At 69.3% G+C, this 12,413-nt stretch carries 8 protein-coding genes; 3 read left to right on the forward strand and 5 right to left on the reverse strand.

Going from position 1 to position 12,413, the window contains the following annotated elements; genetic code table 11:
• Positions 1 to 23: 23 nt before the first annotated feature.
• Both ABL843_RS30465 and ABL843_RS30470 read right to left on the reverse strand, forming a co-directional pair.
• Positions 24 to 839 (reverse strand): carbon-nitrogen hydrolase family protein, encoded by an 816-nt coding sequence (locus ABL843_RS30465; RefSeq protein ID WP_126021070.1) that lies wholly within the window; start codon positions 837 to 839, stop codon positions 24 to 26.
• Complete coding sequence (locus ABL843_RS30470) at positions 836 to 5,035, reverse strand: YhdP family protein (RefSeq protein ID WP_418118454.1); 4,200 nt, start codon at positions 5,033 to 5,035, stop codon at positions 836 to 838. Before ABL843_RS30470 ends, ABL843_RS30465 begins: the two co-directional genes overlap by 4 nt.
• Positions 5,036 to 5,060: 25 nt before the next feature.
• Here ABL843_RS30470 and glnE point away from each other — a divergent pair, with 25 nt between their 5' ends.
• Positions 5,061 to 7,874, forward strand: coding sequence for a bifunctional [glutamate--ammonia ligase]-adenylyl-L-tyrosine phosphorylase/[glutamate--ammonia-ligase] adenylyltransferase (glnE, locus tag ABL843_RS30475; protein ID WP_184639371.1), 2,814 nt, complete (start codon positions 5,061 to 5,063; stop codon positions 7,872 to 7,874).
• On the forward strand, positions 7,867 to 9,042 hold the full coding sequence (locus tag ABL843_RS30480) for a septal ring lytic transglycosylase RlpA family protein (protein ID WP_418118455.1): 1,176 nt from the start codon (positions 7,867 to 7,869) through the stop codon (positions 9,040 to 9,042). The genes glnE and ABL843_RS30480 overlap by 8 nt, the downstream gene beginning before the upstream one ends.
• Before the next feature lie 3 nt (positions 9,043 to 9,045).
• Here the strand turns inward: ABL843_RS30480 and ABL843_RS30485 are convergent, their stop codons facing one another.
• The 3 genes from ABL843_RS30485 to ABL843_RS30495 all read right to left on the reverse strand — a co-directional run bounded on the left by ABL843_RS30485 (position 9,046) and on the right by ABL843_RS30495 (position 11,439).
• Positions 9,046 to 9,507 (reverse strand): carboxymuconolactone decarboxylase family protein, encoded by a 462-nt coding sequence (locus tag ABL843_RS30485; RefSeq protein ID WP_418118456.1) that lies wholly within the window; start codon positions 9,505 to 9,507, stop codon positions 9,046 to 9,048.
• Positions 9,508 to 9,597: 90 nt separating this feature from the next.
• Positions 9,598 to 10,488, reverse strand: coding sequence for an RNA polymerase sigma-70 factor (locus ABL843_RS30490; protein WP_184639367.1), 891 nt, complete (start codon positions 10,486 to 10,488; stop codon positions 9,598 to 9,600).
• Positions 10,489 to 10,581: 93 nt separating this feature from the next.
• A complete protein-coding gene (locus tag ABL843_RS30495) occupies positions 10,582 to 11,439 on the reverse strand; it encodes a ferritin (RefSeq protein WP_093195975.1) in 858 nt (285 codons plus the stop codon).
• A gap of 129 nt (positions 11,440 to 11,568) precedes the next feature.
• Here ABL843_RS30495 and ABL843_RS30500 point away from each other — a divergent pair, with 129 nt between their 5' ends.
• Positions 11,569 to 12,183 carry a glutathione peroxidase gene (locus ABL843_RS30500; RefSeq protein WP_184639364.1) on the forward strand — a complete coding sequence of 205 codons (615 nt, stop codon included), beginning with the start codon at positions 11,569 to 11,571 and terminating at the stop codon, positions 12,181 to 12,183.
• The last annotated feature ends 230 nt before the right edge of the window (positions 12,184 to 12,413 follow it).

Genomic DNA, 12,413 nt, shown 5'->3' on the forward strand with positions numbered 1-12,413 from the left:
GTGGGCAAGCCTGGGGGTCATTCCTAGATCACGCTGTGCGAGAGCACGGGCAGTTGAGTGCGCGTGCTCTGCACCTTCGCGGCGTCGATGTCGAACAGCACCACGCCTTCTTCGGTGGCCTGCTGCGCCACCACCGTGCCCCAGGGGTCGACGATCAGCGACTGGCCCCAGGTCTGGCGGCCGTTCTCGTGCGTGCCGCCCTGCGCGGGCGCGACCACCCAGGCCAGGTTCTCGATGGCGCGGGCGCGCAGCAGCACCTCCCAGTGCGCGGCGCCGGTGGTGCGGGTGAAGGCGCTGGGCACCAGCAGCAGGTCGGCGCCCTGCTTCGCGAGCGCGCGGTACAGCTCGGGAAAGCGCAGGTCGTAGCACACGCTCATGCCCACGCGCCAGCGGTGGCCGTCGCGCGAGGGCAGCTCGAACACCACCGGCTTCGCACCGGGCGCGATGACGCGGCGCTCGTCGTAGCGCTCGGTGCCGTTGTCGAAGAAGAAGAGATGGATCTTGTCGTAGCGCGCCACGCAGCGGCCATCGGGCGAAAAGGCCAGCGAGCTGTTGAACACGTGCTCGGCATCGGTGCTCTCGATGGGCAGCGTGCCGCCGACGATCCACAGTCCGAACTCGCGCGCCGCATCGGCCAGAAAGCCCTGCACCATGCCCGCGCCGGCGGTTTCGCGCAGGCCCAGCTTGTCGGTGTCGCGCGCGCCCATCATGCAGAAGTACTCGGGCAGCACCGCGAGCTCGGCACCGGCCGTGGCGGCCTGCGCGAGCAGGTCGTGGGCGCGCGCGAGGTTGGCTTCGCGGGCGATGGCCGACACCATCTGGATGGCTGCGACTTTCATTGCTTGTTCTCCGTTTTCTTGCCGTCGTCCGCGGTCTGCGAGGCGGGCGGCAGGCCGGGCGCGCCGGGAATGCTCTGCGGCAGCAGCTGCAGCGTGCGCGGCACCTTCGCTATTTTGGGGTCGGTCCAGGTGCCCTCGATGTGGAACTCCTGCGTGGCCGCGGCCGCGAGCGGCTTGCTCAGCACCCACTGCGCAAGAAAGGTGCCCAGGCCGATGGCAGGGTTGATGGCGGTGGCCACCAGCGCCGCGGTGCCGGCGTTGATCTCGGGCACCACCACCACGCGCAGGTTCTGCGTCTCGCGCACGATGTCGGCCGAGCCGTCCATCAGCGCGGCGGCGTTGACGCCCTTCATCTGCAGGTTGTTGGTGCTGGCGATGCCCTTGCTGATCTTCGCGTCGCCGCGGATGAAGTCGAAGGCGAAGCCTTCGCTGAACACGTCGCGGAAATCGAGCGTGAGCCGGCGCGGCAGCGCCTGCAGGCTCAGCACGCCCAGCAGCTTGGCCAGGCCGGGGTCGGCCTTGAGGAACTGGCCCTGCTCCACGTCGACCTGCAACTGCCCGCCCAGGCTCGGGTAGTCGAGCGAGAAGGGCGAGCCGCGCCAGTTGACGTCGCCCTCCATCCGCCCGCGCCCGCGCCGCAGCACGCCCGGCATGCCGAAGCGCGTGAGCAGCTCGCCGGCATCGGCGACGTCGAGCCTGAAGGTCATGGCGGTGCGGCGCTGGCCGGCCGGCGCGCCGGGCACCGCGGCCCAGGTGCCCTTGGCCGCGAAGCTGGCCTCGGGCATGGTGAAGGTCAGCTTGTTGAGCAGCCATTCGCGGCCCGCGCCGCCGCGGTTGACCGCGTCGATCTCGGCGCGGCCCAGGCGCTTGCCCAGCAGCTCGAAGTCGTCGATGACGATGTCCAGCGCCGGCAGGTTGCCGGGCTGCTCGTCGAGCAGGGTCTCGACCTGCGTGGCCTCGGAGGGCGCGATCTTCAGCCGCGCGAGCCGCGCGTAGAGGCGCCCGGCCTGCGCATGGCGGTACTCGGCATAGCCGCTGAGTTCGGTGGCGTCGACGTTGGCGCGCCAGACGCTGCCCTCGCGCGTGCCGCCGAGCACCACGTTGTGCAGCGTGCGGCCCGCGATGCCCAGCTGCTGCGCGCGCACCGCGATGCGCGTGGGCAGGTAGGCCATCGACGGATCGTCGGGGCGCTCGGGGGCATCCGCGCTCGTGCCGGTGGCCTCGCCCAGCAGGGCCTGCCAGGCCGCCATGTCGAGCTTGGCGACGTTGACGTTGGCGAACACACCCTTGTCGGGCAGGCTTGCCGTCTCGCCCTGCGCCAGCCCCACGCCGATGCTGCCGCGCAGCACGCGTGCCTCGCTGCCCACGAGGTCGCGTACGTACTGGATGGCGCCGACACGGCCGAGATCCAGCGAGAGCTGGTCCTGCGTGGCCACCGTCGCGCCGTGCTTCGTGGTCTCGCGCGCGAGCACCTTCTTCTCGATGCGCAGCGGCATCTGTTCCTCGGCCGTCTTCACCAGCGGCGGCGGCAGCTGCAGCGCCAGGCCCTGCAGGCTGCTGGTGAGGGAGAACTCGGGCGCGCCGTCGCGCACCGAGAAGGTGGCGGCGTAGGGCGTGCTGCCGGTCGCCTTCTTCGCCAGGCGCGCGAGCCAGTCGACCTCGCGCGCGCCGCGCAGGCCGTCGGCGGTGGCCGTGCCCTGGGCCTTCAGCGCGACCTCGCGATTGGGGCCGCTGAAGCGGCCGCGGCCTTCGACGCGGATGTCTCCGCCCAGCAGCCTGGCCTGCACGCCGGCCAGCGAGAAGCCGGTCTCGGTGAAGCTGACCGTGCCCTTCGTCTGCGTGAACGACGGTGCCTCGGGCACCACTTGCAGCTCGTTGTCGGCCAGCGCCACGCTGGCCTGCACCCTGGCGTTGTCCATGGCCTCCAGCGGCAGCTCCAGGTGCAGCTTGTAGTCGGCCGAGCCGGTGGCGCGCGCGGCCTGCATGATTTCGCCCACGCCGCCCGGCTCGAGGCCGGCCAGCGGCGCGCCCGCGCGCAGCACCTCGCCCAGCGGGCCCTTGGCCTGCACGTCGACGCGAAGCACCTGCGCGTGGTGCGACAGCTCCGGAATCAGCGCCTCGCCCTTGGTCACCTCGACGCCGTTGGTGCCGGCCAGGCGGCCGCGCGCGTTGCGCACCAGCATGCTGTCGCGCTCGAACACCAGCTCGCCCGACAGGCCCGTGAGCGCAGGCCAGACGCGAGGGGGCGTGCCGTTGCGCGAAGGCGCTGCGTTGGTGATGGAGGGCGGCGCGTAGGCGTAGTTGACGTCCGACACCTTGGCGACGATGCGGAAGTCGCCCTGCTTCGGGTCCTTGAACGGCATGTCGTGCAGGTCGCCGCGCACGCGGAAGTCGACGCTGCTCGCGACGCCCTTGGTGACGGCCTCGCGCACGTAGTCGCGCGTGTGCTGGGGAATGTCCATCGGCAGGTAGCGGAACACGCGCGTGCCGTCGGCGCGCGTGAGCTTGCCCTGCAGGTCGAGCACGCCCGGAAAGCGCGACTTGCTGCTCGAGGTGGCCGGATCGCTGGTACGCCAGCTGGCCTGGGCCTCGCCCTCGGCGTCGACGTTGGCGAAGCTGAGCTTGGACATCTGCAGCTGGGCGTTGCCATTGCCGTTGTCGAGCTTCCATTGCAGCTGCGTGGAGAGACGATCGACGGGAATGACCGGCTCCTCGAACACGCCGGGGAATTCGAGCGTGCCCTTCGCAATGGCGAGCGTGGCGGTGCCGCCGGTGTGGGTGGCGTCGAAGTCGACGGTGGCGCCGCTGAGGCCGGGGGTGCCGGTGTGGATCCTGTGCGGTGCCGTGGTGGTGGTGGCGGCGGTCGTCGTTGCCGTTGTTGCAGCGGGCGTCGCTGCATCGGCCGCCGCCGGCTGGGAAGCGATGCGCAGCCCGCTGACCCGGCCCTTGGCCTGGTAGCGGGTGGGCGCGCCCAGCGAGCCCTGCCAGTTCAGGTCGACGTGCTCGACCAGGCCGCGCGGCCCGTAGCTGTCGAGCAGGCGGTGCGTGGCGTCGCCCAGCGGCAGCCGGTCGGCGATGAGGGCGAGCGCGGCCAGGTCGAGCCGGTCGGCGCGCAGCGCGCCGTGCTCGGGGGTGCGGCCCCTGGCGGGCGTGTGCTGCAGCCAGAGGTTGCCGCCGGGCCAGCGCAGGCCGTCGGTGGTGTCGAACTGCAGCGCGGTGGTGGCGAACTCCAGCGTCTCCTCGGTGAGCTGGCCCGAGAGTCGGCCGGTGACGGCGCGCAGCACCAGCGGCTGCAGGCCCTTGTCGAGCGAGACGTCGACCTTGTCGAGCCCGAGGTCGGCCGCGCCGCCGACGACCTGGCCGTCGTCCACGTCGGCCCACAGTCGCAGCGCGCCGTTGCCTTCGCGGATGCGCGCGTCGAGCGAGACGTACTGGCCGAGCCGGGTGACGTCGATGTAGGGCAGGTCGACATAGATCTGGCCGTCCCAGGTCTGCCAGTGGCCGCTGCGGATGGACAGAAGAGGCTGGCGGAACTGGCCGCGCAGCGTGAAGCGCTCGCCCCAGCCGGCAGGCGGCGTGGCGTCCAGGCGCAGGCCGTGGCGCCGGGCGCTGTTGCGCGCGACGAAGCGCACGTCGGTCAGCAGCAGGGGCTCGGCCTGGCGCTGCTCGTCGGTCCAGCGCACGGTGCCGCCTTCGATGACCAGCTCGCGCTGCGCGAAAAACCAGTCGGCACCCCGGGTTTCTCCGGTCGTATCGGTGGCCATGTGCAAACCAGCCACATGGAGTTTTCCCTGAGAGTCGCGGCGCACATCGAGCTGCGGGCGCTCGATGTAGAGCTGCTCGAAGTTGAGCCGCCAGAGCGAGCGCGGCGACACGCTGGCCACCACGCGCGCGAGGCGAAGGGCCTCGCGGTTGTCGGAATCCTGCAGCACCACGTCGCGCAGTTCGAAGGCTGGGAAAAGCCCTTCGGAGCGGGCGGTGATCGATCCGATGCGCACCGGCACGCCGATGGCCTTGCTAGCCTGCGCCTCCAGCGCGTCTCGGAAATCGCCGATTCGCGGCACAATCCACGCGTGTAGGACAACGACCGACAGCGCCAGCAGAAGCCATGCAGCGATCAACAGACCCAGCAGCCAGCGCGCCGTCACAGCGGTGATTTTGAGCAGACGTGAAGGGGAAGACGCCGTGTCGTTCATTGAGGATCGCGCTGTGTCCGGAATTATGACCGCCAGCTTTCAGACGGGTTCCACGGAAACCAGCATCGGTGTGAACCAGTTGCCAGACACCATTTCTCCCAATTCTTCGGCGCCGAAAGACGCCTTCTCTTCGTATTCGAGGTTCGTGCAGCGCCTGCGCCGCAGGTATGCAGCCGAGCTTTCATTGCTTCCCCCTGGCGCGCCGCGGCGCGAATCGATGACAGTGGCCTACGAGGCACTGCGCCAGCGCGGGGACGGCGTCGGCGACGCTCTGCGCATTGTGCGGCAGCTCGTGATGGAGCGGCTTGTAACTCTTGATTGCGACGAGCAGGCCCCGCTGGCCGTGGTGACCACCGCCGTCACCGAGCTGGCCGAGCTGGCGCTCGACATCGCGTGCCAGGAGGCCTGCCGCGAACTCGACGCGTCGCACGGCGCCCCGCTGGGCCCCGAAGGCCAGCGCGCGCAGCTGTGGATCGTGGGCATGGGCAAGCTCGGCGCGCGCGAGCTCAACGTGTCGAGCGACATCGACCTGATCTACCTCTACGACGTCGACGGCGAAACCAGGGGCGACGCCGACGGGCGCGGCCGGCTGGCCAACCAGGAGTACTTCGCGCGCGCCGTGAAGCGCATCTACGCGCTGGTGGGCGACACCACCGAGCACGGCTTCGTGTTCCGCGTCGACCTGGCGCTGCGGCCCAACGGCAACTCGGGCCCGAGCGTGGTCTCGCTCGATGCGCTGGAAGAGTATTTCCAGGTGCAGGGACGCGAGTGGGAGCGCTTCGCCTGGATGAAGAGCCGCGTGGTCGCGCCGCGCGACATCGTGCTCGCGGGCCAGGCCCAGGGGCTGCGCGGCGCGGTGCTGCCCTTCGTGTTCCGCCGCTATCTCGACTACAGCGTGTTCGATTCGCTGCGGGTGCTGCACCGGCAGATCCGCGAGCAGTCGGCGCGCCGCAGCGCCGGCCGGCCAGAGCGTGCCAACGACGTGAAGCTCTCGCGCGGCGGCATCCGAGAGATCGAGTTCACGGTGCAGTTGCTGCAGGTGGTCCGAGGCGGCCAGTTTCCGGAGCTGCGCACGCGGCCCACGCTCGACGCGCTGCAGCGCCTTGCGCGCGCCAACCTCATGCCGCAGGAAACGGCCGACGCGCTCGCCGCGGCCTACGAGTTCCTGCGCCGCGTCGAGCACCGCATCCAGTACCTCGACGACCAGCAGACCCACGTGCTGCCGGTGTCCGACGACGACCTGCGCTGGATCGCCCAGAGCATGGGCTACCCCAGCTGCTGCCCCTTCCTCGAGCAGCTCGACACGCACCGCGAGTTCGTCGCGCAGGAGTTCGACAAGCTGCTGGGCGGCGAGAAGCCCTGCAACGGCAAGTGCAATGGCAAGAAGGCCGCCGCGCCCGCCGACCTGGCCGACCTGCTCGGCGACCTGCCCCCGGTGTTCGCCGAGCGCATCCGCGACTGGTGCGAGCAGCCCCGCGTGCTGGCCCTGCGCGAGGAAACCCGCGCGCGCCTGCGCCAGCTGGTGCAGCGCACCGGCCAGTGGCTGAAGGAACCCGACGGCGACGGCGCGGGCCAGACCCCGCGCCATGTCGACGCTGCCATGCGCTGGGCCGACTGGATCGAGCCGCTGCTGCGCCGCGAAAGCTACCTGGCGCTACTGGTCGAGCGCCCCGCCGTGCAGGAACGCCTGCTGCGCCTGCTGGGCGCGGCAAAGTGGCCCGCGCGCTACCTGATGCAGCACCCCGGCGTGATCGACGAGCTCGCGAGCGACGAGATGCTCTCGGGCCGCTTCGTCGCGGCCGAGTTCGAGCGCGAACTCGACGCGCGCCACGCATCGCTCACCCGTACCGGCGAAGCCGACGAGGAGCGGCTGCTGAACCTGCTGCGCCATGCGCATCACGCCGAGGTGTTCCGCACGCTGGCGCGCGACGTGGACGGCCGCCTCACCGTCGAGCAGGTGGCCGACGACCTCAGCGCGCTGGCCGACGCCACGCTGCGCGTGACCGCCCGCTGGTGCTGGCCGCACGTGCGCAACCGGCATCGTGAGGTGCCGCAGTTCGCGATCATCGGCTACGGCAAGCTGGGCGGAAAGGAGCTGGGCTACGGCAGCGACCTCGACATCGTGTTCGTCTACGACGACGACGACGAGCGCGCCGGCGAGGTCTATGCGGCCTACGTGCGCAAGCTCATCAACTGGCTCACGGTGAAGACGCGCGAGGGCGACCTCTTCGAGATCGACACCGCCCTGCGGCCCAACGGCAACTCCGGCCTGCTGACCACCAGCTTCGAGGCCTACGAAAAGTACCAGCTCGGCCGCGGCAGCAACACCGCGTGGACCTGGGAGCACCAGGCCATGACGCGCGCGCGCTTCGTGCTGGGCAGCGAGGACCACGGCGCCGAGCTGGGCGCGCGCTTCGACCAGGTGCGCGAGGCCGTGCTCGTGGCGCCGCGCGACCGCGAGGCGCTGAAGGCCGAGATCATCGCGATGCGCAACAAGCTGCGCGGCGCGCGGCCGGTGAAGGCCGATCGCTTCGACGTGAAGCACAGCCCCGGTGGCATGGTCGATGCCGAGTTCGCGGTGCAGTTCCTGGTGCTGTCGTCCTCGGCCGAGCACCCCGAGCTGATTCCGAACGTGGGCAACATCGCCCTGCTGCTGCGCGCCGAACTGGCCGGGCTGCTGCCCGAGGGCGTGGGCCGTGGCGCGGCGCGGGCCTACCGCGAGCTGCGCCGCGTGCAGCACCGCGCGCGCCTCAACGAGGAGCCCACGCAGGTCACGCCGCCCGCGCTGGCGGCCGAGCGCGATGCCATGCTGGCGCTCTGGAAGGCGGTATTTGGCTGAGGGAACCCGTTCCCCGGCCACCACCGCGCTGGCGGCGTGCGCGGTAGCCGTCGCCGTTCTTCTCGCGGGCTGTGCCAGCGGCCCGCGCAGCGGCGGCGGTGTTGCAAGCGGCCGCGATGGCCCCGGCACCAACATTCCGCCCGACCTCGCCAGCGTGCCCGACGCCGAGCCCCGCGTCGAGCCCATCCGCAGCATGGGCGGCACCAGCAAGCCCTACACGGTGCTGGGCCGCGGCTATGTGCCGATCACCGACGACCGGCCGTTCCGCGAATCGGGGCTGGCCTCGTGGTACGGGCGCAAGTTCCACGCGGCGTCCACGTCCAGCGGCGAGCCCTACGACATGTACGCCATGACGGCCGCGCACAAGACGCTGCCGCTGCCGAGCTACGTTCGGGTGCGCAATCCGGCCAACGGGCGCGAGGTGATCGTGCGCGTCAACGACCGCGGGCCCTTCGTGGACGGCCGCATCATCGACCTGAGCTACACGGCCGCGCTCAAGCTCGACCTGCTGCGCGGCGTAGCGCCGGTGGAGATCGAGCGGATCACGAACGACGACATCCGCACGGGCGCATGGCGGCGCGATTCGGGGACTGCGTATGCGGCGGCTTCGGTTCCGGCTGCTGTTCCTGCTGCCGTTCCTGCGCCCGTGCGTGTGCCGTCGGCGCGCGTGCCACAACAACCGGTGCAGGTGCCGGCCGAATGGACGGCGCCCGTCGCAGCAGCGGGCAACGATGCATCGCAGGTTTCGACGATGCCGGTGGCGCCGCAGACGCCGATGGCCGCTGCACTGCCGCCCGGGGCAGAGCCCGAATCGGCGCAGTCGCCGCCATCGATTCCGCCCTCTCGGCAGGCCATCGTGGTCAATGACCTGGCGCCGCTGCAGGCTGCGCCGGCGTCACCCTCTCCTAGCGCAGCGCAACCCTCGGCGGCGCTGCCGGGCTTCTGGGTTCAGCTCGGCGCTTTTCGCGAGCGGGATGGTGCACAGAGCCTGCTGACCCAGGCCGCGCGCGGCGTACCATCGCTGGCGTCGCAGCTTCGCGTGTTCAGCGAAGCCGGAACGCATCGGCTGCAGGCGGGGCCCTTTGCCTCGCGCAACGCGGCCGGCGAAGTCATCGCCCAGCTGCGCGAGAGCCTGCACATCTCGCCGATGGTGGTGGAGCGCCGGTAGCAATCAGAGCAGCGGCTTGACCGCCACCGGCACGCCGCTGGCGACGTTGAGGCGATTCCAGGTGTTGATCTGCGCGATCGCCACCGACAGCTCGGCAATTTCCAGGTCGCTGAAGTTGGCCTTGAGCGCCGCGAATTCGGCTTCGCGCGCATCGTAGCGGTCGGCCAGCCGCGTGAGCGACTCGGCCCATGCCAGCGCGGCGCGTTCGCGCTCGTTGAAGAAGCTCACCTCGCGCCAGGTGGCGAGGCTGTTGATGCGCTGCCATTCCTCGCCCTGCTTGCGCAGGTCGCGCACGTGCATGTCGAGGCAATAGGCGCAGCCGTTGATCTGCGAGACGCGGGCGTAGACGTAGTCGACCAGCACCTTGCCGAGCGTGCTCGACTCGATGGTGGTGTTGACGCCGAGGATGGCCTCGAAGGACTTCGGGACGAGCTTGAACCAGTTCAGGCGTGCGGTGGTGTTCATGGTTTGGTTTCTCCGGTGGGTTGCGATGGAATCGATCTGCTTACCTACCGAAGACGGGCGGGCCGGGCGCCCTGTGACACGCCGCGCGAATTATTTCGAGGAAAAGATCTGCGCGATGCGCGCGAGCTTGTCGGGGTTGCGCTGCGCGCGGATGCGCACGATGCGGTCGTTCTCGATCTCGAAGGTCTGGGCCGATTCGAGCTCGCCGTCGAGGAAGCGCAGCATGCCGGGCTCGCCGTTGATGTCGACGATCTCCATGCGCACCGCCGGGCCCATGCGGCGCCACAGCGAGTAGTAGAGCTGCGCGAGGCGCTGGCTGCCGCGCAGGATCTTGCTGAAGGTCTGCACCTTGCCGCCGCCGTCGCCGATGAGTTCGACATCCTCGGACATCAGCGCCTTCAGCTCGTGCAGGCTGCCGCGCGCGGCAGCGTCGGCGAAGGCGCGCAGCAGGCGCTCGTGGGTCTCGCGCGGCACGGTGAAGCGCGGGCGCCCTTCCTGCACCTGGAGCTTGGCGCGGTGCACGATCTGGCGGCAGGCGGCCTCGGTCTTGCCGAGGGTGAGGGCGATCTCGCCGTAGTCGGCGTCGAACACCTCGCGCAGCAGGAAGGCGGCGCGTGCCTCGGGCGCAAGGCGCTCCAGCATGGCGAGAAAGGCGACGGAGATGTTGTCGGCGCGCTCGAGCAGCTGTTCGGGCGTGGCGGGCGAATCAGGCTGGCCGGTCAGCGTGGGCTCGGGCATCCAGGCGCCGATGTAGTGCTCGCGCTGGATCTTGGCGGCGCGCAGCCGGTCGATCGACAGGCGCGTGACGACGGTCACGAGCCAGGCTTCGGCGCTGTCGAGGGTGTCCCTGGCGGCTTCATGCCAGCGCAGCCAGGCGTCCTGCACGACCTCTTCCGCCTCGGCCATGGAGCCGAGCATGCGGTAGGCGATGCCCTGCAGGCGCGGGCGGTGGCGGTCGAAGGTGAGGGTTGCGTCGTCCATGCGGGGAAGACGGCCAGCGTCCCTAGTTTGTGACATGGATTCTGCAAAAAAAACGCCCCGGCGAGCGGGGCGTTCCTGTTTCTGTCTTTGCGCTTATGCGCCCTGGTATTCGGGCTTGGGGCCGAGGGTGGCGGCCAGTTCCTTGCGGTAGCGGTTCAGTTCCTGGACGGTCTTGAAGCTGCGGTTCATCAGCAGGCTCAGGTTGTGCAGGATGCGCTCGCCGACCTTGGTTTCCCAGACGGCGTCGAACTTGATCTGCTTGTCGAGCCAGTGCTCGAGCCAGTCGGGGTCGGGCATGCGGCTCTGCACGGTGTCGCGCGGGAAGTGCGCCTTGCTGACGTGCAGGTTGGTCGGGTGCAGGGCCTGGGCCGTGCGGCGGGCGCTGGCCATCAGGACGCCGACCTTGGTGAAGGCGGCACGGGCCTCGTCGCCGAACTTCTCCATGGCGCGCTTCATGTAGCGCAGGTAGGCGCCGCCGTGGCGGGCTTCGTCCTGGCTCAGCGTGGTGTAGATGTGCTTGATGACCGGCTCGGTGTGCCACTGGGCGGCACGGCGGTACCAGTGGTTAAGGCGGATTTCGCCGCAGAAGTGCAGCATGAGGGTTTCCAGCGGCGGGGCCGGGTCGAAGTCGAAGCGCACTTCGTGCAGCTCTTCCTCGGTGGGCGCGTGCTTGGGGCTGAAGCGCTTCAGGTACTCCATGAGCACCAGCGAGTGCTTCTGCTCCTCGAAGAACCAGATCGACATGAAAGCGGAAAAGTCGCTATCGTGGCGGTTGTCGCGCAGGAACATCTCGGTAGCCGGCAGTGCCGCCCACTCGGTGATGGCATTCATCTTGATGGTCTGCGCCTGCTCTTCCGACAGCAAGGAAGCGTCGAACGACTGCCAGGGAATATCCTTGTCCATGTCCCAGCGGACGGATTCGAGTTGTCTGAAGAGTTCCGGATAGAGCATCTATATCTTTCTAAGGCCGTCGATTTTAATCGGCCCGTTTGGCGCGCCCATGACAGAAGCGCGATGATGCGAATACGCGCGCCGTCGCGGCACGGATGCGCATATCCCTTTTTGATTCAGGAGCCCGCCATGCGAACCCCCTTCCGATTGTCGATGCTGTGGCGTTGCGCCCCTGCGGTTTCCCTCGTGGCGAGCCTCGTTTCGACCGTTCCGGCCCACGCCCAGACGGCAGCCGCAGCGCCCGCTCCGGCAGAGGCCGCGGGATGCCCGGCGATCCTGCAACACACCTTCCCGCGGCTGCAGGATGAAAAACCCCAGTCCCTGTGCCAGTACTCCGGCAAGGTGGTCCTGGTGGTCAATACGGCCAGCTTCTGCGGCTTCACGCCGCAGTACAAGGGCCTGGAGTCGCTGGACATGAAGTACCGCTCGCGCGGCCTGGTGGTGCTGGGCTTCCCGTCGAACGATTTCGCCCAGGAATCGGGCTCCAACAAGGAAATCGCCGATTTCTGCGAAAGCACCTTCGGCGTGAAATTCCCGATGTTCGCCAAGTCCTCGGTGCGCGGCACCGACGCGAATCCGCTGTTCAAGCAGCTCGCGCAGGCCTCGGGTACCACGCCGAAGTGGAATTTCTACAAGTACCTGATCGGGCGCGACGGCAAGGTCGTGCAGGCGTGGTCGAGCATGACGGCGCCGGACGAGAACGGGTTCGTGAGCGTCATCGAGAAGCAACTCGGGCCGAACTGACCGCCAGCAGTTTTTACCGACCGGTCGATTTTTGCGCCACCCCCCAGCAGGCCATCGGGAACAAACGTTTACAAACCAGAGGGGAACCGTGCCGCCGATGCCGCGCTCCTAAATCGCGTGGGCAGTGACTGACTACTGACTTTCTGCCCCGCGGTTTTCATGTTGCGAGGTCTTCCAGGCGCTTGCCGTCTGGTCGAAATCCCGAGGCGATTCTTCTCCTCCTCCCTCCC

Source organism: Variovorax sp. 350MFTsu5.1, from assembly GCF_048302515.1.
Taxonomy (GTDB): Bacteria; Pseudomonadota; Gammaproteobacteria; order Burkholderiales; family Burkholderiaceae_C; genus Variovorax; species Variovorax guangxiensis.